Below are 23,653 nucleotides of genomic sequence, written 5' to 3'. Positions count from 1 at the left end.
GGTTGACAATTTACAGGGATGGACGAGACCCCCGATCGAGAAACCGTCCAAGAGTGGGTTGACGAGCGTGATTTAGGCCGGAGAGACGTTCTAAAAGGAATTCTACCAGTTGCTGGGACAGGTTTCGTATTTAGAAACCAACTTCCCACGTCAAGCAATGCTCATTCACGCCTGACAGATGCTGAGGAGAGCGCGACAACGCTTGCCGAGCGAATCGAGGTGACTGATCTGCGGGACCCACTTCTAATGTCGGGCCTCACGCTGACGGTGGAGGGCACGATCGAGACGATCACTGAGGTTCTTCATGATGCGACAGTAACACAGAGTGTCTGGATCGCCGAGAAACAGCGAAATGTCGCCAACGTACTCAGCGTTATTCCTGGGATTGCTTCTCCCCCATCCCAGTCACGTCCCGCAACACGCGTGGCTCGGCTTGAAGCAGTACTGACGTATTACCAATCTCTCAACGATGTTCTCCAGTACGCCGCATCAACACAGCATGATCTCGCAACAATCGAGTTTCCTGCGCTGCATGACGGCGCCCGTCCGGAGCAAGCGCCACCGGATGTCCTTGATTCCGATGTAATCGAGACAAGTAATGATGAAGCCAGAAAAGCCGGGGAACGAGCAGTGGAGGAGGTATCTGCAGGATCTCTACTCCCTGAAATAGAACAGGTAGCAGCCCACATCACCACTCAAGTACAGATTCAGAACCAACTCAGTACCACGGTTCAAGCGTATCTCGATACGGGTGAGTTCATCGAAACAGGAGCTCGAAAGCACGAGCAAGGGAAATTAGACCAAGCCAGGAATCAGTTTCGCGCCGCTAAGGAGGCAATCCCCAAGGACGTACTCAACTCAGATCAACCGTACGCGATCTCGCATGACGGTCCAACGCTACGTGACTATCGCACCCACTTCTCCAAGCGTGGACAAGGGCTTAACCGGCTAATCGCCGCCTGCAAATCGGATATTGACGCCAGCACGCAGGACACTCGATTCAACGAAGGATTATCCCATCTCATCGACGCACGGGGAGTCGTGAGACAGTAAGGTTCGCCATCGAAGATAGAGTGGCTATCGGCCCAACGCAAACTCAGACAACCATTGGCCTACGCTCATACTCTACAGATATACTGAGCAGGTGATTCGGCTCTTCAGTCTTGAAATCAATCACCTTGTGAACTGTTCTATGATAGACCGTTCTATCGACCGATCATCTGACGATGAAGTTAAAAATCCTCCTTGTAGGGGACAACCCCGGCGACATTCGTCTGACACAAGAAGCGTTCAAGACAGTGAACATCGATATCGAGACAACACTCCACATAATCACCAACGGAGATGACGCGGTTGACTTCTTACACAAGCGAGCACACGACGAAACGAGCTTGCTCCCCGATCCCGCACTCGTAGATTTGAATCTCCTGGGAAAATATGTAATTTCCCCGATACAATCAAACATCCCTACAGATCAAGCGTCTTCCAGTGATTATACTCACGAGTTCTGCGGAGAGAAACGATATCAAACGATGTTACGATGCCAACGCCAACGCATACATGCCGAAGTCAACCACCCCGGACAAGTTTGAGTCACTTGTAGAGGCTGTCTGCCAATTCTGGTTTAAGCGGGTACAACTCTCTCCTGCTCAGTAAATACCTTATCTGTGCTGACCGGAAGCTGGTTCGAATATGTCATCTTCGGAGGATTTCAACAAAGCCGTGAACGAGTACATCAACCAATCAAAACGGCTCCTAACGGTCCGTCGGAACAATGTTCTATTTGCAGCAGTTGCTGGACGTGTATCACGTGTCAGGGGCCTCCACGGTAAGCGCCTCGTCGGTGGGTGACCAGGTATGCTTGTTCTGCTCAGCGAGGCCAACGTTCTGGAGGCGACTCAGAATCGAACCCACCTCGTTTCGTTCTGTACCGTTCGAATTTGGTTCTGTGAACGGTGAATCGGGGATTTCGCATACTTCTCCGTGGATGACACGACGGACCGCGCCGCCGGTGTTCTGGCGGAGTGCCTTGAGGACGTACTGTTCTTCCGTCGTAAGCCGGTCGATAGCGTCTGCAGGTTCTTCAACACCGCCAAGACGTGTCTTAGGCGTCGCCCACTCTTTGAGAACAAACTCGATTATCGCCTCTTCGCGGTCCTCGATATTTTCGACGGACCACTCGTCATAGTTGTCCTGGATGTCCCACTGCACCCAGAGCTTCGACTCTACGTACCCGTCGTCGCGCTTTGTCTCGAACGCAGCATTTCCCCACTTCGAGTTCCATGGTCTGCTCGCCAACGTGAGGTTCCCGAGACGGTGAACATATGCATCATACCGCGCTTCGGGACTCGGATAGTCGTCGGCATCCTGGATGGGGAGTTCGTCAGGACTCTGTGGCCAGATGTGTTCGACCGTGTATTCGTTGCTCATTGCTTCCGAGAGCGTCGGTCCCCCACGTTCACCCTTCTCGTCAGCTCGATGTTCGTTGTAGAAGTAGAAGAGATACCGGAGATCTTGCGAGCTCGCTTTCGAGTAGAGGTCAGCAGCGGACAATGATCGTCGGAATTGCGAGTCGTCCTCGTATCGGTTCATCAGGGAGACGACTTTGCTTACCCAGACATCGGCAGGGCTGTCCTTGCTGAGGTTCCGTGTACGGACGTAGAGGCTGGACTCACCAGTGTGGCTTCGATGGTTCCCAATAGAGTAGACGCGGAAGATGTACGTTTCAATCGCGTTCAGGAGCTCCAGTCTCTCGTCTTCATCAAGGTTCGGCCACGCTTTAAGCAGCAACGGGTAGAACTTCGTCGCATGACGCAGGCGATGTATCCGATGAATGAGGGTCGAAACTTCGTCGTCGCCGGTACAGTCAAGAACTTTCGCTAACGCGTCGAATCCGCGCTCCAAGCTGTTGGTGTAGTCGCGGATGTATTCCAAGCACGCTTGAGGGTTTTCCCTTCGGAGCGTGCGGACGTGTTCTTTCAGTTCGGTGAGGAAGGCCGGATCGCTGTACTCGTCGGAGTTTGACCAGTCGAAGTACGAGATGAAGTGATACCGCTGGACCGCATCGTCGCTGATGTCGGTGACGTACGGTGACTCCAGCATTGTCTGGTGGTCATTATACATTTCCCCGAAGGACTGCCGAATGCGGCGAATGGTCGCTTGGGCCTCACCTTCGTCGGCCGCGGCGAGATAGGCCATCCGCATCAGGAATGACTTCGTCTTGTCGAACGTTGAGAGGGACCGGCCGCGGTCGTTGACGTTGTCGAAGATGAGCGTTGCCTTCTCGGGGTTGGCTGCGTCAACGACGTACACCATCAGTTCGAGTTCGAGGATGGTCTCCCAGAGTTGCTTGAGTTCGGTGGCGACGTCTACGGGATTAACATCAGGGGACGCAGTGAGATCATCGAGTTGCTCGTCGAAGTATTCCTTCGCCTCGATCATCTTCCGCTGGGACGGGCGCTCCGGTTCGTGAACGTCGTGCCCGGTAATCAGCCATTCGAGATACTTGTTGTCCTCCTCGTCAAGTAATTGGAGCTGGTAGATGTTGTCCTCCACGAGAAGCGTCTCGCGCATTTCTTCGACGTCACCGAGTATCTCGGCCTCGTGATCCGTCTCCGGTGCGATCTCTTCCAGACACTCCGTCATTGAGCGTACCAGCAGTGCAAGTGAGGTGAGGCGCTGTTGGCCATCGATGAGGAGGTTGATCGGTTTCTCTCTGGAAGAGCCGTACCCTCCGGTACTCCCGCCGCTTTCCGTTTCGTCCGTTTTCTGGATGATGATCGTCCCGAAGTAGTGCTGTTTGTCCGGCGGAAGCGTGTAGAGGTCAGTCCAGAGGTCGTCCCACTCCGGTTCCGTCCACGAGTAGTACCGCTGGTACTCCGGAACGTGGAACACCCCTGCTGTCGTTAGTTCTTCTAACGATTTCTTTCCCGATTCCATACGGTCGTGTGTTCAGCGGAGAGAGAAAGTTCCCAGGGTGATATCCACTCCAAGAACGTCCTCGGTCGCCATCCAAAGTTCTATATGCTGGCGTATAGTATCTAGAGATGAGCGCAGAGGTGCTGCGTGGAGCCTGTGTGACCATGGCCCGCAAGCCTGGCGGCGCAAGCCAATAGGCGTCGAAGACGGACGTGGGCACAGGAAACGCACCTGATTTCTATACCTCAGAGAGACGGGTAGCGAGTTCTTCATAGCCTTCTCTTCGGGCATACTGCACAATTGGCCGGACAGAGGACTCGAACTGAACTGGTTCGCCGCCGCCCATCACACCCTCGAACCAACAACTCATCCGAGTTGGAACGGTTTCGGCCCTTCGTTGCTCAATTGGCTCTGTGTACACAGGAGACGAGGAATTCACTATCTCATTGTATGCGGGTCCCCAAAGATGGTTGAATTCCTCTTTGGTTACTGGGGCAGGTGGCGTCACCTCAGAGCAATGGCGGGGATGGTCGATCTGGTATGCAAGATGACTCGCACAGAGGTCGGCGAGTAGGGAGGTGGGGTAATACAGTTCTGACTGGATACAGGTCGCCATCGGTGGGCACCGGCCTGAGATCCCCGTGATTGCACGCCCAAACCGTTCTGCCTTGTCCTCGTTACCGTCAAGAATCACGAGCGAATCTTCGACTCCCACCTGTTCAGCGAGAACAGCAGATTGGGCTGCTTCAATACGTTCCGGATCAGACCCGTCCCGGCCGAGATGAGCAGTCGCGTTCAGATACTGACTGTTATTCTGAACGACCGTCTCGAAGAACCCAACGCTATCTTCGTACGTCAAATCATGTGATTTGTCTCGAAACGGGAAGAACGGATATCCCTCGGCCGCGGCGTAAATGCTGTCCAGAATCGCCAACTCAGCGGTACGATCCGCACTCACAGCAACGGTGATCGTGATGTCACCGATAGTGCTCGCATCAATTGCGATGGATCGTTCGTAGGCAGCTTCGCCAGCACGAAATGGACGCACAGATCACTCAAACCTACTCTGTGCTGTTTCTTGAGCGTTCCGTTTGGTGCTTGTGACACGACCACTGTAAGCCGTCAACCGTTGAGACGGAGGAAAACGCGAACGACTTCCAATCAGTCGCTCGTGAGATCTGTTGGAGAAAAAATCGCCGCCGCAAGTCGGTCTTGATTCAGAATCTCTGCGAGAGACGATGAGACGACTCGATAAGTGAATACCGTAGCACTAGCTTCTCTTTCCAATCTTCTGTGAGAAATACCGGTGTGTAGCAACGAGTACGGATGCTTGTGTGGAATACTGTAGGTGGCTTCTCAGCTACTGTGTTGGGTGAGGCAGTAGGAGAGTCCTTTGACTTCAACGGCTTCGACGTCGGGGGCTTTGATGACGGCTTGGCCTTTGCCGTATTTTTGGAGGTCTTGTTCGTAGCCGCGAGGGATGGAAGGGACTTTGGTGATGACTTCTTCACGGAGGCCGAGGAAGATGTTGGTGTTGGTTTGTTTGAGGATATCGCTGTCGATATCTTCGGGGTTTTGAGTGATCATGAAGAGGTCGCGCTTGTCTTTGCGGGTGGGTATTCGCGTCAAGGGTGTGGCCATTGAGTGGTAGGTGAGGTCAGCGAGACTGTGGCTGTCTTCGTCGTCGCCGAGAACATGTTTAGGTACCATTAGTTTCAATAGTCCTCTATTTGTGAATCAGTTTATGAGTGATCGTGAAGTCGTGGGAGAGTTGCTTGAAGCGCTCCAAACGGGGTATTCGAGTGGCGATATTGGTGTGTTGCCCGAGGTGTTGGAAGGGATTGATCAGGAGCAGACGGTATGCGTGGCTCGGCTTGGTGCGGAGTTGAATCTCAATGCGATTGCTATTGGACTTGGATTGGAGAATATCCGGTACGAGCCAGAACAGTTCCCAGGGCTCGTGTATATCTCTTCAGATGAGGATGTCGCGGCGGTTCTACTTGGAACTGGGGTGATCATTGTACCCACTAATCAAGCTGGGGATCCGACCGATTTCATTCGACAAGTGGTTGAGAAGCTTGAAGCAATTGGGTTGTATGAGGGTGAGCCCGATGCTGTCTCCATTGAGACAGAGACTGTGGCGGACGTGATCAGTCGAAGCTGAAGTTTTATGACGGGATCAAACTAGAGTTCTGACGTATTTTAATAGATGAATGAGTTGATTGAACGAAACCAACTGTTTATATGGTAATAGTAATCACTGTGGTATGACTAATCATGGGAAAAGCTGGGTGCGTATGATGATTCTTGATTTGAGGAGGGTCTGAAAGATGGCATCGAAGTCGAAAACAGTAGTGGCTCTGCTCGCTATTTTCTTTGGTTCGTTCGGTGCTCATCGATTCTACTTGCGGTCATACGGGTTGGGTGTTCTCTATCTTTTGTTCTGTTGGACGCTGATTCCGGGTCTCATTGGATTTGTCGAAGGGGTGAGGTACTTACTGATGGACGAGAGGAAATTTAGAGCGAAATATACTGAAGTGTCCTCAAAGAAGAATGAGATAGCGAGTGATGATTCGTCGGAGGCGGAACGTCGACATGGAGATACCTCAGCTGATTTCACTATGGAACTTTCGGTTGGTGATGAGGGAGAGGTTTCGGTTGGGTCGCAACTCAATGAAGAAGAGATGGTCGATCAATCTTCGAAAGCATGGGTCCCACCAGGAGAAAACGTCTCAATTGACGGGTACGAGATTCCGGGAGGGATGGTGTACGTCGGCACTGAGTTGAGTTCGGTTGATGGGTTTCACGGGACGGATGCGTGTTTGATCGATCCGACGCTTGATGTTGATGCCAGTGAGTCAGATCCAGAAGGGATTCGAATGTCGTATTGGCCGTCGTATTCGGGTATTGATTCGGGTTGTCGAGCGACGTATCTTGAGTGGTTGGCAAGTGGTCGGCGTGATCCCGACATTGATATCGGGTATGTGTTCCTGTTTTTTTATGGTCTCGAACGACGGGTGCTCTTTGATGCACAGCATTCGAGTCAGGCACGTTCTGAAATTCCACGCATCCTCGCAGAGGTGGAGGAATTGCTGGAAGTATATGGTGATGAGAGTTCCTTCCCGGGGTACGCAACGCGGTTTTTGAATGCGGTGCGAGCTAAATACGACCCTGAGTCTCTTACGAAGAATTCTCAAACGAGCCGGGGACGAGAGATTCCATTGGGTGTCCGAGTGAAAATCGGTCGGCAGATTGCCGAGGAAGGATCTCTTGATCCCGAGGTTGCGTTTGAGTGGTTCAAGCAATCCCCGGACACGTATCTGCGGACCCCAGGTCAACGGTGCGAGAAGAAGTTCAAGTCGCTCTTCCTCGCAAAGTATGAGGAACGCTTTGAGCAAGGATTGATTGATGATGCCAATAGTGCGCCACTCGCTGTTAGCTATCGAGCTGCCAGTCGTTCATTGCCGGGCTTGGGGGATGTCGAGATCGACGGTTTGCCGGATATTTCTGCGCTTTCGGAGCCGCTAGAAGCCATGCAAGAGTTAGCCAACGAGTGTTGTGATGAGTTAGACTCGTACTCTCGACACGTCGGGAAAAACGATGATCGAGACAGCCTAGAGGCACTATCATTCCTTCCCGAATCGCTTCTCGATGATCAGCAATCTGAGGCGCTGACCAACTGTATCCGGGCGATTGAAAACGAGTTGGGTGGATCTGAGATGGTCGAGACGAATCTCGATCTGTTGCTTGAATATTGGCCTGTCGAGTCAGGTGAAGACGTTCGGAAGCGTGATCTGCGTCGACTGGCGAATTTGCTTGAGAAGATCGGGTTTGGTGTGGAGCCTGACACCCGGTTTTCTGCTCCCTCCCGCGGGTGGGGTGATCCCGCTGTAATATACCGACTGCCACCCGAGGCTCACGCTGAGACGTCTGCGGTTTCAGACGATATCAGACTGATTCAGAAGCTTGCAGTCAACGTTGTATTAGCTAATGATGAGGTAGCACCTGAGCAAACGGCGTACCTCGCAGAAAACCTTGGATCGTTCCTCGAATTAAGTGAATCTGACCGATTACGGCTGGAGGCTCACAGGCGGTGGCTCGTTCTTGATTCTCCGACTCTGCACGGTGTCCGGCAGCGTGCTGCGGATCTTCCAGATGAACAAAAACCGCGGATTGCGAAGTTTCTAACCGCTCTTGCGTGCTCCGACGGGAATATTGACTCGGACGAGATTCAGGAGTTGTCGAAGGTCTATCCGATGTTGGGATTAGATGAAGGCGTAGTTCACACGCACGTTCATCAGCTTCAGACGAGTTCATCGGAAGCAGATGACGAGCCTGTGACCATTCAACAGCCAGAGACCACCGGTGAAGATTATGAAATTCCAGAACCGAGGGTCGAAGAGGAGTCACCGAGTTCGGAGATCGAGTTAGATCAGGATCGGGTGAGGAAAACTCTCGAAGAAAGTCAAGAGGTGAGCACATTCCTTGCAGATATATTCGAGGATGATGAGGACGAGACAGAGAAAAACGATGCGCAGCAGGAGTCTCAGCCAGTAGAGAATCAGCCTGCTGATCCAAAGTCGAGTACTACAGATGACGAATATGAGGACTTAGATGAGGATCACCGCCGATTCCTCGTCAGCCTTTCTCAGAAGCAGCAGTGGGAGCGCGAGGAAGTTGAAGAGCTGGCTCGTGAACACGGGTTATTCCTCGGGGCGGCAGTAGAAGTGATAAACGACTATGCATTCGAACTGGTCGAAACACCCGTCATTGAAGGCACAGACGAAATAACAGTCAATAAAGACGTCTCCGAGGAGATCTTAGGATGAGTGAAGACACGTCAGACTTGGAAGCGACAACGATCCGGCCACGTGACCGTGATGCAATCATTCAGTCTCTCCAAGCGGGTCTCGTCCCTCGACGTGGTCTGCAACACATTCAGGTCGGCCGTGCGAAAGAGGTGAAGGCCGTAACTGAAGACCTTGATCGGATTGCGGACGGAGGGTCCGCAGTTCGGTTCGTCATTGGGGAATATGGGTCGGGGAAGACGTTTTTCCTCAACTTGATGCGGTCAATCGCGTTGGAGAAACGGCTTGTCACGGCACACGCAGATCTAACACCGGATCGACGTTTCCGATCAACGTCAGGGCATGGGCGTGCGCTTTACCAACAGTTAGCTCGAAATCTTTCGACTCGTGCTACACCGGACGGTGGTGCACTTCGAAGTATTGTTGAACGCTTTATTGCGGAGGCCAATCGTGACGCGAGTAGTCAAGACGTCCCGACTGAGGAAGTCATTCGGGACCGGTTAGACGAACTCTCAGAACTTGTTGCTGGGTATGCGTTCACGGACATCGTCACCCTGTACTGGGAAGGGTATCAGGAGAATGATGATGAGTTGCAACACGCTGCGTTACGGTGGTTGCGTGGTGAGTACGACACGAAAACGGAAGCGCGAAACGTTCTGGATGAACGCGTTCCGATTATTGATGATTCGAACTGGTATGAGATGACGAAGCTGTTGGCGCGATTCGTTGACTTGGCGGGTTATGAGGGACTGTTGATCAATCTCGACGAGATGGTGAATCTATACAAACTGTCTCACACAGGGGCGCGGAAAAGCAACTACGAAAAGCTTCTATCTATCGTGAACGATGGGCTCCAAGGCCAAACGGTCGGTCTTGGCTTTCTGTTTGCGGGAACGCCAGACTTCCTCACTGATACCAAACGAGGGCTGTACAGTTATGACGCATTGAAAACGCGGCTGGCTGAAAGCACGTTCGCTTCGGATGAACTAGTGGATATGAGTGGGCCAGTTATCCGCCTTTCCAGCCTCACACAGGAGGATATGTTCGTGCTTCTCCAAAAGCTTCGTCACATCCACGCAGGAGGGGATCCTGAGAACTACGTTATCCCGGACGAAGCACTAGAAGCGTTTATGCAGCATTGTAATGAGCAGATCGGGGCTGCGTACTTCCAGACACCCCGCAATACGATCAAAGAGTTCCTCAGCTTCCTCGCTATCTTAGAGCAGAATCCTGCGGTTTCGTGGGATGAGTTGATCGGTGAAATCGAGGTTGAATCAGAAGGTATTGACACGTCTCAAACTGAGGAATCAGAGTCCACTGGGGACGACAAGGGTGATGATCTTGCCGGGTTCAAACTCTAGTGACGATGAGGATGATTCCCGCCAGACGCAGTCTTTTGAGCTACTTCACGAGTCGATACAACGATGGGTTTGGAAGCAAGGCTGGGAGGCACTTCGCCCAATCCAAGAACAAGCGATCCCCGTTGTTTTAGACGGCAGCTTGGACGTCATTCTGTCGGCCCCAACCGCATCAGGAAAAACAGAAGCGGCGTTCTTACCGATTCTGTCTCACATTACGGATCGTCGAGAATCGTCTGAAGATCCCGAACCGGGGTTCGATGTCGTGTACCTCTCCCCGTTGAAGGCACTCATCAATGACCAGTATGACCGTCTCGAAGAGCTGTGTGGTGCTTGTGATCTACCCGTTCACCGGTGGCATGGTGACGTATCATCGAGTAGAAAAAACAAAGCGTTAGAGGAACCGGACGGGATTCTGCTCATCACTCCAGAGTCGGTGGAGGCGTTGTTTCTTCGTCGACCATCGGTGTTCCACCAAGCGTTACAAAATACCGCTTATCTCGTTGTAGATGAAGTCCACGCGTTCATTGGGACGCCACGAGGCAAACAGTTACAGTCCCTTCTACACCGAATTGAGGGGGCGATAGGCGGGTGGACACCGCGTGTTGCGCTTTCTGCTACGATTGGGGATCACGAGATGACTGCGGAGTTCCTTCGTCCAAAATCAGGATCCGAAGTTGAGGTTATTGACCCTGTTGGTGATCGCCAAGAGATCCGCCTTCTAGTAAAAGGGTACGAGAACAAGAACAACGGCAATAACGAGGAAAACGGGGAAGATCCCTCTGGGACAGTTGTGGATATCGCTGAACACATTTTCACAACCATTCGTGGACAAGACAATCTTGTCTTCGCAAATCGCCGAATGGATGTCGAACTCTACACCGATCTGCTGAAGCGAATTTCAGAGGACAGAGGCGTTCCGAACGAGTTTGCTGCCCACCATGGGAGTCTATCGAAAGAGATCCGAGAGGAAAGCGAACGTCTGTTGAAGAATTCGAAGGCTCCTGCAACGGTTATCTGTACCAGCACGCTCGAATTAGGAATTGATATCGGATGGATGGACAGTATCGGTCAGGTCGGTTCACCCCCGTCGGTTTCGAGTCTGCGGCAACGACTCGGGCGATCTGGGCGGGGAGACAATCCAGCGGTCCTACGGGCGTACATTCAAGAGCCAGAAATTAGCGACTCGACACCGCTTGAGGATACGCTACGCCCAGAACTCGTTCAAACCATTGCGATGGTTAATTTACTACTTGAGAAGTGGTACGAGCCACCGAATCTTGATGCGCTCGAACTCTCAACGCTGATTCAACAACTTCTCTCGCTGATCGCTGAACACGGTGGAATCAAAACGAAGACGGCCTACCGTCTCTTATGTCAAACTGGGCCATTTGATAAGATCACAGTTCCTCAGTTCAAATCATTACTGCGAGGTCTCGCAGACGAGGAGCTACTCAATCAAGCTGGGGACGGGGATCTCATAATGGGTCTGACCGGCGAGAAACTCACCCGACACTATGATTTCTACGCCGCGTTCTGGAGTCCGGACGAGTACCGGCTTGTCGCCAATGAGAAAACGATCGGGACACTCCCAATCACGAGTCCCTTGGTAGAAGGTAAGCTGCTGATATTTGGTGGACAACGTTGGGAAGTAGAATCAGTTGATCAGAAGAAACAAATAGCGTTTTTGCAATCAGCTCCTGGTGGAAAGGTGCCGAAGTTTGGAGGTGAAGGAGCGCTCGTTCATTCTCGTATTCGTGAGGAAATGTTTACTACGTACACCAGCACGGAGGTTCCAAGTTATTTAGACGCGAAGGGAGTGGATCTGCTTGAAGAAGGCCGAGTTCATTTTGAACGGCTCGATCTCCAGGATGCAAATTTGATTCGACAGGGAGACCACACGGTGCTATTCGTGTGGGCAGGAGATCGTGTCGTGAATACGACACATATACTTCTCTCAGAGAAAGGTTACAAGGCCTCAAAGTCTGGAATGACGCTACAGGTCAGAGACTGTCTGCCATCAGAACTGTTCAATGTTCTCTGTGAGATTGCGACAACGCAGCCTCCTGAACCAAGTAAACTAGCTGCAACTGTAGAAAACAAAATCATCGATAAACACGACCGATACCTGCCAGAAGAACTCCTGAATTCGAATTACGCATCCAAACGTTTGGACATCGAAGGTGCATTGGACGAGATCACCACGATTGTAGATGAAAGCTGAACTCACCCGATCCCTTTGAGAATAGTAAAGACAGGACAACTCAAATAACGAATTATCCATGCTGAACCTCAGATAGAGTCAATATATACTGACTGGGCGTGGTCTGTGATTTGACTTCGTCAGTTTCTATGTACCTTGACTGAGGTGCCTGTTTTACTTTCACCGTGCTGAGTGTAGGTTTATAACCCCGCCGGGAAGTGATGTGTGTGTGACGAGATTCCTCCATTTGGCGGATATTCACCTCGGTCAGCAGCAGTACGGTGTGTCGCAACGGGCGACTGATGCGAAACTCTCGTTCCAGTACGCGCTGTCGCAAGTTTCGGCTGAGGATGCCGACGCGGTGTTGCTCCCGGGCGACTTGTTCGACAGTCGGGATGTGCGGCCGGAGACGCTCGCATCGGTGGAAGACGTTCTTGCGGACGTCGAGGTACCGGTGATCGTGAGTCCGGGGAATCACGATCAGAACATGAGTCGCCGACGGGACTTGACGTGGTTACAGTACTTGAACAACAAGGGACTTATCACGTTGCTGTCGGCTGATTTTGCCGATGACCGCGCGTCGTTCGTTCCGACTGACGTGGAGTCTCCACGGCATGGTGGCGGGGGGTACGTCGATTTGGAGACGGACGAGGGGACGGTTCGCGTGTTCGGCGTCCAGTACCGTGGTGCGTACATGGAACGACAGATTCCGGCGGTCGTGGATGGGATCGAAGCCGTGAACGCGTCTGAGGGTGAGCCGGCGGCGACGGTCGTGTTAGCGCACTTCGGTGTCGATGACGCGGTGCCGGACCTGGGTGCGACGGTGTCTGTCGCGTCGTTGACGCCGCTGATGGACGCGGTGGATTACGTGGCGCTCGGGCATATTCACAAGCGGTACGAGGTGGAGAACGTGTATAACCCGGGAAGTTTGGAAGCGTTCTCGGTACAGGAGGGGCGGTGGGACGACGCGCACGGGTACTACGTGGTGGACGGGGATGACTGGTCGGCGGAACACCGCGTATCGAAGCGACGGCCGTACGTGACGGTCGAGTTCGACGTGTCGGGGTACCGGACGTTCGACGACCTCCGCGCGGCGTTTGAGGACACGGTGCGTGACGAGCAAGGAATGGTCGAACGGGTGTGTAGTAACGCCGAGTTCCAGGCGGGTGACGGGTCGCGTCGTGATCCGATCGTGAACTTGCGGTTGACGGGGACGCTGTTGCTCGATCACGTCGCGTTCGACGTCGATGCGTTGCGAGAGGTCGCGGGAGAAGAGCTGGAGGCGCTGTACGTGCAGCCGACGGATAACACGGAGCGGAAAGCGATTCAGGAGCTGCTCGGCGATATCGATCGTGACGAGGCGTTCGCGGCTGACGGGACGGTGAACACGGACGCGTTACAGGAACGCGTGTTCACGACGCTCGCTGAGGAGTCGCGGTACAGCGCTGCCGGGGACGACGTCGCGGCAACGCTGGACGAACTGGAAGGACTCGTCACCGAGGATGACGCCGGTGTCGGTGAAGCGGCGTCGTACTTGCGAGAGCGCCGTCGGGAGTTGTTCCCTGACGGCGTCGGCGAGTCAGGGGAGACGGATGAGGTGGCCGCCGTTGACGGAGGTGAAGCGGAGTGACGGTCGTTATCGAGTCGGTGACGTTGGAGGATTTCAAGAGTTACGCGGACCGGACGACGATCGAGCTCGGCGACGGCGTCACGGCGATCGTCGGGGTGAACGGGTCGGGGAAAAGCACGGTACAGGAAGCGATCGGGTTCGCGTTGTTCGACACGCACCCGTTCGATAACCAGGACCGCCTCGTGCGGGACGGTGAGGCGTCTGGGCACGTCGAAGTGACGTTCCGGGTCGTTGAGACGGGCGAGGTGTACACGGTGCGGCGCTGGGCCGGGCGGTACAAGTTCGACGTGCTCGATGCGAACGGGGACGCGCTCGGACTGGACACCGGGTCGGCGATCAAAGACTGGGTCGCGGAAAAACTCGGTGTGGATGACGCGGACGATTTATCGGAAGTGTGGGAGCGGAGCGTCGGGGTACCGCAGACGAATTTCCTCGCTGATTTCACGCAAAGTGAGACGGACCGGGTGGACACGTTCGACCCGTTGTTCGACATTGAACGGTACCGAGAGGCGTATAAGTCGTTGAGCGGCTTAGAGGGTGAATTCGACGAGGAAATCAGTGCGAAAGAAGAGCAAGTCAGTGAACTCCGCGGGGAATTGAATGACTTGCCGGACGTCGAATCGAAAGTCGAAGAATTGGAGGACGAGCTGCGAGGGTATGAAACCCAAATTGCGACGATAGAACACCGCGTGGCGGTGCTACAGGTGGAACACTCGGCGGTTAAGGAAGTCGAAGATGCGCTCGATAAGAAGCGAGGTGAGTTGGAATCGCTTGAGGACACGAAGATCCCCGTAGCAGAGCGAGAACTCAAACAAGCCGAAGAAGCGCTGGCGGACGCCGAGGCTGCCGTCGAAACGCTGTCCGACGTCGAAGAAGAGTACGAGGCGCACCGCGAGGCAGAGAAGAAGCGAGAACGATTGGAAGAGGAAATCGACGAGCGCGAGGAGTTGGTCGATGAGCGCGACGAGCTCAAAAGCGAGATTAAACAGAAGCGCACCGAGACCGAGCAGAAAGAGAAGGCGGTTGAAACGGCAGAGCAGGCGAAAGAGCGGCTTGAAGAACTCGAACCGGACGTCGAGGAGTACCGAGAGTTAGAGACGGAGGTCGAGGAGCTTGAGGACGACGCAGAGCGGGTCGGTGAAATCGATGAGGAGATCGGCGAGCTCGAAGCGGAGATCTCGGATCTCGAGGGCGAAATCGAGGAAGTCGAAGATCAGATTGTGGCTGCTGAGGCGCAGCGTGACGAGGCCGAGAAACTCGAAACTCTGCGCGAAGAGCGCCGTGAGTTGTCCGTTGAACGGGAGTCGCTACAAAAGGAGGTGGAGGAGCTGGAAGCGCAGAACGAGGAGTTGAGGGAAATCGACGTGGATGACGCGTCGGACGTGCCGTGTCCGACGTGCGATCGGCCGATCACGGCGGATCACCGCAATTCGATGATCGAGCAGAACACGGAGCGGATCGAGGAGATCGAGTCATCGGAATTCCCGCGGATCAACTCGCGGCTCAGCGAACTCGCCGACGAGACCGATGACGCTGAAGCCGCAGCCGACGCGGTATCGGAAATCCCTGAACACGAATCCGAGATTGACGATTTGAATGAGGAAATCAGTAATCTTGAATCGACAATCAAGGAGCTGCGGAGCGAGCAGTCCGAGCTCGAAGTTCGCACTGAAGACCTTCCTGAGAAGCAGCGTCGCCTCGAAGAACTCGATGGTGTTGAGGCGGACTACACGGCAGCGAAGACACGGTACGAGGATAACAAGTCCGCTGAATCTGAGTTAGAGTCGATTCAGGAGCGTATCGAAGAGTTAGAGGCTGAAGTCGCGGAGCTCGATGAGGAGATTGCGTCGTACGGTGATCTTGATTCAGAGCTTGACGCGGTTAAGGAGACGTTGGCAGAGACGAAGGAAGGGTATGAAACGTACATTGCTCACGAGGAAGAGGCGAGTAAACGCGACGAGCGAGAAGAGTCGGTCGAGCGAGCGGAGTCCGAGTTAGCAGACCTCCGATCCAGCGTAGGGGATGTCCGAGAGGAGATCAACGAGTTGGAATCGGAGTTCAACGAGGAACGGTTCGAGGCCCTGGATACCGATATTGATGCGTTCGAGGCTGAGAAAAATCAGCTCACAGGGAAGCGAGAGACCGTTGAAGGGAATTTGAGTGAGGCCAGGAGCGAGCTGGACGATCTGTACGAAAAGCAGTCGGAAAAGGAAGCGCTCGAAGCGGAGATTACTGAGCTGGAACGTGACAAGCGGTTTGCCGGGTGGTCGCGGAACACGTTACAGCAGGGGGCGGCGGATTTGCGTGAGTTGATCACGACGGAGATCGGGCACCGCGCGAATGAGGTGTTTCAGCAGCTCCGCGGGAATCCGACGGAGACGTTGGTGTGGGATAAGACGTACAACCTCCGTGTCCGCGTGAAGGGGCAGGACAAGCCGTTCGATTCGCTGTCCGGCGGGGAGAAGATGGCGGCTGCGCTCGCGGTCCGGTTAGCGATTCTCGAACGGTTGGCGAGCGTCGGGATGGCGTTCCTCGACGAGCCGACGGCGAACCTGGACACGGAGAAGAAGCAGAACCTCGTGAATCAGTTGGAGTCGTTGGAGGGGCTCGGGCAGTTGACTGTGGTGAGTCACGACCGGACGTTTGAGGCGATGACGGAACGCGCGGTCGTGCTCGAAAAGGATGAGACTGACGAGGTGACGCGGGTGGTGTCTCAGTAATGCCGTTGTACCCTGAACGCGTCGCCGAGCAACTGGAAGCGAACAAGGCGGAGATTCACCGGTTCACGCACGACGACACGCGCGTCGTCGAAGTGTACCGTGACCGGCTCCGTGACGCGGTGACGGAGTCGCAAGCGGCGGTTCGTGACGCGGTCGGTGACGACCGCGACTCGTACCCGGGCGCGGTCCCGACACGCGAATGGGACGCGGTGTCGGGCCCGGTCGTGCCGTTCGACGCGTCGGTGCCGTGGGATAATCACGAAGCGGTGAACGAGTTCGCGGCCGACGTGTTAGCGGGCGTGTCGACGGTGGCGGCGGACGGGTCGGAGATCGGGCCGACGCGCGAGTTCACCGTCCCGCTCGGCCTGGTACAGACCGCGTGGTGCCGGAACGGACACTCACCGTCCCGCGATTACGAGGAGGACGTCACGATGAGACTGCTCGTTCCTGCGGACTTGACGGAGGACCGCGATGACGGGCGGCGGTACGTGGACGGGCAGGCACCGGCGCACGAACGGTACCGCGAGGAGGCGCGGACGATCATCGATTGTATCGAGCGGTTCGCTGACGTGACGCCGCCGCCGGTCGTGTTATACGACGGGCCGCTTGTCCCGTCGTTCGCTAACACGTTCGCGCCGGACATCCGGGACGAGTATTACCGTGAGCCGATGTCGATGGTGTTGGCGGCGTCGGAACACCACGGCGTCCCAGTCGTCGGGTACACGGCCGGGAGCGGCAGCACGAACCTGGCGAAACTGCTGCGCCGGCGGTATCCGGACGCGTTGGGCGACCGGCCGTTCGTCGCGGACTCCCGGATCTTGGACCCGTTCATCGACCACTGGGGTGACCGGTCGCAGTTATTCAGCAATCGGCAGGACGGCGCGGTTGACGCGTTAACGACGCAGTACCGCGGCGAGGACTACGAGTTCTGGGACGACGTGTTGTTCTCGTACCTCAACGTTCCGGGCGGGGACGCCCTCGATCGCGTCGAGCTTCCGGGGTGGGTGCTGCGGGACGACCGGGCGGAGTACGTGTTCGATGTCGTGCGCGCGGAAGCCGGCGTCGGGCGCGGGTACCCAGAGATACTCCAGCAGGCCGACGCCAACGCGGTGCTTGACACCGGGGCGAAAAACCGGTTCCTGGCGCTCGTACAGGAGTTCGCCGAGGAACACGACTTACCGATCGAGTGGGACGCGAAAGCCCTCTCGAAGGAACGTCGCCGCCGATAACACATCACACAACTCATGACACAACAACCGAACGCGGACGATTCGACGCCGGCGATCGCACCGACCGACACGGCGTTAGGCAGTATCGTACACTCCAACACGCAGATGGACTACGTCGCGCAGGCGTTTCGAGACGGCGAGCGGGAGGACCCGCCGTCACGCGACGAGTACGAGTTCGGCCAGCCCGTGTACGCCACGGAAACTGTTCGCGGCACTCCGTACGCCGTGGTCGGCGTCGTGTACGACACGCGACTTGTTGACCCCGATCAGGGACGGGACGGGCCGCGGCTTTCCGCCCCGGACCAGGAGATGTTCGTCCCGGGGTACGTGAACGAGAAGCAGACGATGCTCGGGATCGCGCTCCTCGGCACGGCCGAACTCGACGCCGACCCGCACCAGCACTCGAACGGCGAGGTGGGCGGCGATCAGCAGTCGTTCACCGCGGTGTCGCAGTCGATGCCGCGGTGGACGCTGGACATCGACGACTTCGTGTACGCGCTTTCGGACGACGGGTTCCGGCAGTTCCATACGCACGACGGGACGCTGAACTTGGAGTACTACGAGCGACTGATCGCCACGGCCGACCAGTTCGGCCCGGAAGTCGGGTTAGCCATCGTGGACCGCCTGCGGCGGCTCACGGACGCCGACGCCGTGTTAGATGTCGTCGAGAAGAAAGTCCGCTGGCAGTCCAGCGAGAGCCGCGGGGTGCTTCGATGACGAGCGACGAACACGGCCTCCCGAGTCCGCCGGCTACGCGTGACGTTCCAGCGCTCACTGGGACGCCTGTCGGGACGGTCGCGTGCCCCGGAGACGACCCGTCGGAGTTCGAGTTCATCGCCCCCGGTGACAAAGGGCTTCGCACCGGGGAATTCGTCGCGTACAACGCGACGGTCGCCGGTGAGCAGGAAGCGATCCTCGCTCGGGTGACGAACACGACACAGGAACGCGGGTTACCGGGCGAGTTCCTAGCGAACCCGGACGTGGATCCGGATGAGGTCGCCGGTGCCCTCGGTGTCCCGACTGAGGACACGGAACTCAGCCGGTTCACGGCGCGAACGATCGGGTACTTCGACGAGCAAATCTCGACGTTCACGAACCCGCGTATCCAACCGCAGCCGGGGACGCGACTCCAGCTCGCTGCCGACGCGTACTTGGAGGCCGTGCTGCCGAGCGCGGATTGGGACTCCGGAAGCGGCACGGCGCACCTCGGATGGCTGTTGAATCGACCGCACGGGGCCGCGAACATACACATCCCGATCGATAAGTTCGCGGCGACGCACCTGGCGATCCTCGCATCGACCGGGAGCGGGAAATCCTACACTGCGAGCGTTCTGATCGAGGAGATGATGCGGCCGGCGTCGCGCGCCGCGATGCTGGTGTTCGACCCGCACGCGGAGTACGACACGCTCCCCGAGATGCGGCGCGACGAACACAGCCACGTGTTCGAAGGCGACGACGGGTACCGGCCCGAGGTGGAGATCATCACGCCAGACGAGATCACGATCCCGATCCCGGATCTCACGTACAGCGACTTGCTCGCGTTGCTTGACGGGCCGAGCGACCGGATGCGGTACGTACTCAACGAAGCCTGGCGAGACCTCACGGGTGAGAGCAACCACATCACGCCACAGGACATCATCAACAAATGCGAGGACGTTGAAGGAGAGCGCAGCGGGACGGTCGATGCGCTCGCGTGGCGGTTGAACAAGTCGCTGAATCGGGATTTGTTCGTTCCGGCAGCGCGTGACGAACTCACAGACCTCGTCGCGCCCGGGCAAGTAACGGTCCTCAAACTCAATCGACTGTCTCAGTCCGACCAGCAGATGCTCGCCGCAGCGTTGCTCCGGAAACTGTACGAGGCACGGGAAGCAGCGACGCGCGGTGAGGACGACGCGATCGACCACCCTGTTTTCTCGCTGTTCGAGGAGGGCCACCGGTTCGCCCCGGACGGGGACGCTCGGAGTCTCGGGATCCTCCGCCGGATCCTCTCGGAAGGCCGGAAGTTCGGGTTCGGGGTCGGTATCATCAGTCAACGCCCGTCAAAAATCGACCCCGACGTGTTGTCACAGTGCGGCACGCAGATCATCATGCAGATACAGAACCCGAACGACCAACAGGCGATCCGCACGTCGGTCGAGAGCGCCGGCGAAGACGTACTCGATGAACTCCCCGGCCTCACGCCCGGGCAAGCCGTCGTGGCCGGAGACGCGATGAACACGCCGGTCCTGTTGAACGTCCGGGAACGCCACACCGAACACGGTGCCGATAGCCCCGAAGCGACGAAGGAGTGGAAAACGGCGCACGACCGCCTTGAAAACGAACCAGCGGGTGTGACGGACGCATACGATGACGATGGCGATGTCGACGAAACTCCGCTGTAACCACCTGTACAGAATTTGATGGTGACTGTTTTACGCAGTTCTTCCGTAGTAGGGGCCTCCTTGCGGTAGGGCCCCCTCAGCTCTCTGTAGTAAGGCCCCTTTCAACCCCCTTGTAGAGGCCATCGCAACTGAGTAGGAACTTTGAGGGGGTGTGAGAAGTGTGGAGAGTCATGAGTCTGACCGTCCAGGAACTTAGAAACGAGATTCGAGCGGCGACAGGGAGGTTCGAACGGGAAGTCAAGGCGTCGTTCACGAAGGAAGAGCTGCGAGCAATTTGCGAGGCACTCGGAATCGATGTCGGCGCGGCAGGGCGACCGTCAAAATCGCAGATGCGCCGACTGATCCGGGCGCACGTCGGTGTCGCAGAGTCACCGGAAGCGGCTGACGACTCTAGCTTCCGGAAGTCGGATCTTGAAGCGATCGCTGACGGAGTCGGTGTATCGTTCGAGCCGTAGCCGCCAATCCCCGGGGATCCGGTTGCTCTGGTTCCAGACCCGACTCCCTGAGCGAGGTCGTTTCCCAACTCACATGGATATAATCGGAATTGGAGTTTTCAGTGCCTTTAACTACTCATTTTTCGGGATAAGCCCGGTACTTCGTGTATTTAAATTGAGTGAATGGTAGTTACAGGCCTGTAAGCGGGATATGTTAGGGGCAGTGTGTTCGTGTACATGGGAAGTACTGATTATCGGATTGAATGAATTCTCACGACGAGGGTTTATCCGTGAGTGGTTTCGAGATTTAGTATTGTAGGGAAATGGGCACACACCAAGATGAGTTTGCCGAGGAAACACGGCACTCACGACAAGAGGTGGTCAGTGAGTTTGCGTCGTTTAATTCAGAAGCGACAAAAGACGTCTCGATTTCGACCGTAAACGGCCGCAAAGAGGTTGAGCTACTGGAACCGTTGCTCGTTGTACTCGCAAAAGAAAACAGGGGTGACACCAACAGCGATTGGTCAGATCGGGAAGGATCCGTGGATGCGATTTTCGATGAAGCATTGTGTGACGTGACCGAGCTTGCGTTACAAACGGTCGGAGCTCCGACGGAGAGGGTTGAACTCTACAAGTTGCGCGCGTTACTGATTCAACTGGCGCGTGGTCTCGACACGTACGAGGATCTCGCTGATTACATCGGGCAGTATTCGACCGCACAGCTCGAACAGTTCGGGTTACGCGGGTCACGTGAACAGTCAACGTATCGTAAAGCCGCGAAAACCCTGAAGACAACTGCTGGATTCCAGACGGTGCGCGATGCGTGCTTCGTTGCGGTACACGCGCTGTTCTGGAATGGGGTCCCAATCCCACAGACTGTGCTGGAACGGTATCAGCTCGATTACGATGCCGGGCCGGCAGCGACTGACTTCTCGGACGGAGCGCGGCAATTGGCGTTGTACAACCTCGTCGAAGACTTGATCCAGATCGTCGTTGAGAACCTCTCGCTTCACCGCGAGGAGAACAAGTCGCGTGAGTTACGGAGCTTGCTCGGGGTGTTCGCGTACGCCGCACGTCACGGGGAGAGCATCACCGATTACGAACGAACCGCGCACCATGCGTTTGATCTTCATCCGGCGCTTAGCGGGTCAACGATCTGGACGCACCTAGAGGGGCTTCACCGGTGGAAAGTGAGTGAGATGTTCGATGATGTTAACCAAGCGCTGCTGAAGTACGTGCTCGGTTCGGGCGTGGTGTCTGAACCAGTCATGGTGTCGTACGATCTAACTGATGTTCAGAATCCCGGGATCGAGACAGACGATCAGGCATTCAAAACGGAGGACGGTCGGTGGCGATTCGCATCGCTCGCGTTCACCGACCCGGACCTCGATTTCTCGTTCGGATTACGACTGCTCAAATCCGAATCACAGCGCGCACGAGTTCTGAAGAATTTCCTACGGTCTCTCACGGAGATGGTTGAGGTGAAGCGGTTCATGCTTGACCGCGGATTTGACGGGCGTGAAGACGTCAAGGCCTGCCGGGCGTTCGTTCCGAACGAGTGGGTGATCTGCGCACAAGATGATAGCGATTCTGTGGGGGAGAACTCTGACTACGCACGCCTTCGCGCTGACCTCGAACCCGGTGGCACAACTGTTCAGAAGAACGCCGGGTACGCTGACTTGACACCGGCTGTCAAGCTCATCGGGTACTCAGGCGCTGACGAACAGGCGGACACCTGAACCCGTCCGGGCTTTCTACACCGACATGGAGATCCCGGAGGAAAAAACAAAACAGGATAAACTGATCACGAAGATCAATTTCCAGTACAATCAGCGTGCGAAAATAGAACCCGTCTTTCGAATGGCGGAAAACAGGTTCGATCTCGCAACGGACAGCGACAAACCGCAGGTGAAGGCGTTTTACGTCCAAATGTCGGTGCTGTTGTACAACCTGTATACTATCGTGGACACGGTCCCGTCGCCGAAAGCAGGGGTCGACATCGACACGACGCAAAACGAGCTGTTAGAAGTGGTTCACAATCTCGCATTGAACGGTCCGACCATTCCCGACGCGTTAACTTACCATCGAGACCCGGTAATGCCGCTCGAATGTTCCGCAGACGCGCTTCGAGAGATCGTTCGGCTCGTATTGGCTATCAGGAAGGACGGTGAATGCCGCATCGATATTGACGAAGAGAAGATTCGTTTACGAGCGTGTTCGGAGGACAAGGTCGCGTATCTCGATTACTCACTCCCAACGGATACCGCAATACGTTCTACCGACGGGGTAACAGGGTCGTACTGGGCGGAACTCGAAGGTCTTGACTACTTCATACGTGCGGGAGCTACCGAGGAGGTGAGTGTTTCCTTTCCCCCAGAGACGCCGAAGTCCAAGATCGCTATGCGATCTGCTGGACTTACGTACCGATTCCCTGTACTAGCAGAACAGTTGGCTCACCGCGTGTACAACCGTCTTTCGACGGGAGAGTGTTGTGAGTGCTCGCTCCCGAATAGGGTGTTTGACCGCGATATCAAAGTCGCCGACTTGATCGGGCCAGAAGTACAGGTACAGTTCGACCCGGTAACTCAGTTCGTTGAGTTCGCTGCGGAAGGCAAGAAGAGTCAAGACGCGTTCTCTTATTCTCACGCTGTTCGTCAGCCGGAAAGTGTCGGTAACTCAGTCGAGACGCTCACGATTCCCGTCGCCCGACTTCGAGATATTACGCCGCGTGTTCCTTCCGCTATGCCCGTGACCTTGAGAATCGGTACTCGCCACCTCACGTACCAGACGGAGGGTCCTGTCGAAGGAGGCAACCTGACTGTATATTCTGCTAAGCGGTATGACGAGGTCGGGTGAGACGTGATGGCGATGGTTCGAAGAAGTCTCTGATCTCCCGATTTACGGAGATATATCAATCAGAAGGCGACCAAGGGATTTCGTGATAGACCTTCGGCGCGTGTTCGTCGGGCCGT

General features: G+C 55.7%; 17 protein-coding genes. 14 read left to right on the top strand and 3 right to left on the bottom strand.

Annotated elements, in window-relative coordinates:
* Positions 1–18: 18 nt before the first annotated feature.
* Both NO887_RS04200 and NO887_RS18785 read left to right on the top strand, forming a co-directional pair.
* Complete coding sequence (locus tag NO887_RS04200) at positions 19–1,053, top strand: hypothetical protein (protein WP_256417217.1); 1,035 nt, start codon at positions 19–21, stop codon at positions 1,051–1,053.
* Between the two features lie 639 nt (positions 1,054–1,692).
* Positions 1,693–1,851 (top strand): DUF8172 family protein, encoded by a 159-nt coding sequence (locus tag NO887_RS18785; protein ID WP_465261982.1) that lies wholly within the window; start codon positions 1,693–1,695, stop codon positions 1,849–1,851.
* On the opposite strand, the gene NO887_RS04195 is transcribed toward NO887_RS18785, so the two are convergent.
* The 3 genes from NO887_RS04195 to NO887_RS04185 all read right to left on the bottom strand — a co-directional run bounded on the left by NO887_RS04195 (position 1,807) and on the right by NO887_RS04185 (position 5,628).
* Positions 1,807–3,939: a DUF262 domain-containing protein gene (locus NO887_RS04195; protein ID WP_256417216.1), complete on the bottom strand. Its 2,133-nt coding sequence runs from the start codon at positions 3,937–3,939 to the stop codon at positions 1,807–1,809. The genes NO887_RS18785 and NO887_RS04195 overlap by 45 nt on opposite strands.
* A 217-nt stretch (positions 3,940–4,156) precedes the next feature.
* Entirely contained in the window at positions 4,157–4,966 is an 810-nt protein-coding gene (locus NO887_RS04190; RefSeq protein ID WP_256417215.1) for a hypothetical protein, read from the bottom strand.
* A 308-nt stretch (positions 4,967–5,274) separates the two neighbouring features.
* Complete coding sequence (locus tag NO887_RS04185; RefSeq protein WP_256417214.1) at positions 5,275–5,628, bottom strand: hypothetical protein; 354 nt, start codon at positions 5,626–5,628, stop codon at positions 5,275–5,277.
* Between the two features lie 34 nt (positions 5,629–5,662).
* Between NO887_RS04185 and NO887_RS04180 the strand changes: the two genes are divergently transcribed.
* From NO887_RS04180 to NO887_RS04125, 12 genes are all read left to right on the top strand, one after another.
* On the top strand, positions 5,663–6,082 hold the full coding sequence (locus tag NO887_RS04180) for a TATA-box-binding protein (protein WP_256417213.1): 420 nt from the start codon (positions 5,663–5,665) through the stop codon (positions 6,080–6,082).
* Positions 6,083–6,248: 166 nt separating this feature from the next.
* The gene (locus NO887_RS04175; RefSeq protein WP_256417212.1) at positions 6,249–8,747 is read left to right on the top strand and encodes a TerB N-terminal domain-containing protein; all 2,499 of its coding nucleotides are present in this window, start codon (positions 6,249–6,251) and stop codon (positions 8,745–8,747) included.
* A complete protein-coding gene (locus NO887_RS04170; protein WP_256417211.1) occupies positions 8,744–10,087 on the top strand; it encodes an ATP-binding protein in 1,344 nt (447 codons plus the stop codon). Before NO887_RS04175 ends, NO887_RS04170 begins: the two co-directional genes overlap by 4 nt.
* On the top strand, positions 10,062–12,308 hold the full coding sequence (locus tag NO887_RS04165; protein WP_256417210.1) for a DEAD/DEAH box helicase: 2,247 nt from the start codon (positions 10,062–10,064) through the stop codon (positions 12,306–12,308). The genes NO887_RS04170 and NO887_RS04165 overlap by 26 nt, the downstream gene beginning before the upstream one ends.
* 208 nt (positions 12,309–12,516) lie before the next feature.
* Positions 12,517–13,917 (top strand): metallophosphoesterase family protein, encoded by a 1,401-nt coding sequence (locus tag NO887_RS04160; RefSeq protein ID WP_256417209.1) that lies wholly within the window; start codon positions 12,517–12,519, stop codon positions 13,915–13,917.
* A complete protein-coding gene (locus NO887_RS04155; protein WP_256417208.1) occupies positions 13,914–16,637 on the top strand; it encodes an AAA family ATPase in 2,724 nt (907 codons plus the stop codon). Before NO887_RS04160 ends, NO887_RS04155 begins: the two co-directional genes overlap by 4 nt.
* A complete protein-coding gene (locus tag NO887_RS04150; RefSeq protein ID WP_256417207.1) occupies positions 16,637–17,866 on the top strand; it encodes a DNA double-strand break repair nuclease NurA in 1,230 nt (409 codons plus the stop codon). The genes NO887_RS04155 and NO887_RS04150 overlap by 1 nt, the downstream gene beginning before the upstream one ends.
* Before the next feature lie 15 nt (positions 17,867–17,881).
* Positions 17,882–18,583, top strand: coding sequence for a DUF8166 family protein (locus tag NO887_RS04145; RefSeq protein WP_256417206.1), 702 nt, complete (start codon positions 17,882–17,884; stop codon positions 18,581–18,583).
* On the top strand, positions 18,580–20,247 hold the full coding sequence (locus tag NO887_RS04140; RefSeq protein WP_256417205.1) for an ATP-binding protein: 1,668 nt from the start codon (positions 18,580–18,582) through the stop codon (positions 20,245–20,247). The genes NO887_RS04145 and NO887_RS04140 overlap by 4 nt, the downstream gene beginning before the upstream one ends.
* 170 nt (positions 20,248–20,417) lie before the next feature.
* Positions 20,418–20,702 carry a hypothetical protein gene (locus NO887_RS04135; RefSeq protein WP_256417204.1) on the top strand — a complete coding sequence of 95 codons (285 nt, stop codon included), beginning with the start codon at positions 20,418–20,420 and terminating at the stop codon, positions 20,700–20,702.
* 554 nt (positions 20,703–21,256) lie between these two features.
* Complete coding sequence (locus tag NO887_RS04130; protein ID WP_256417203.1) at positions 21,257–22,420, top strand: hypothetical protein; 1,164 nt, start codon at positions 21,257–21,259, stop codon at positions 22,418–22,420.
* Between the two features lie 25 nt (positions 22,421–22,445).
* Entirely contained in the window at positions 22,446–23,537 is a 1,092-nt protein-coding gene (locus tag NO887_RS04125; protein WP_256417202.1) for a beta clamp domain-containing protein, read from the top strand.
* Positions 23,538–23,653 lie beyond the last annotated feature (116 nt).

The sequence above is a fragment of the Halorubrum laminariae genome (assembly GCF_024494655.1).
Lineage (GTDB): Archaea > Halobacteriota > Halobacteria > Halobacteriales > Haloferacaceae > Halorubrum > Halorubrum laminariae.
Note: the sequence above shows the minus strand (reverse complement) of the source record. Positions and strands in the feature narration are given on the sequence as shown.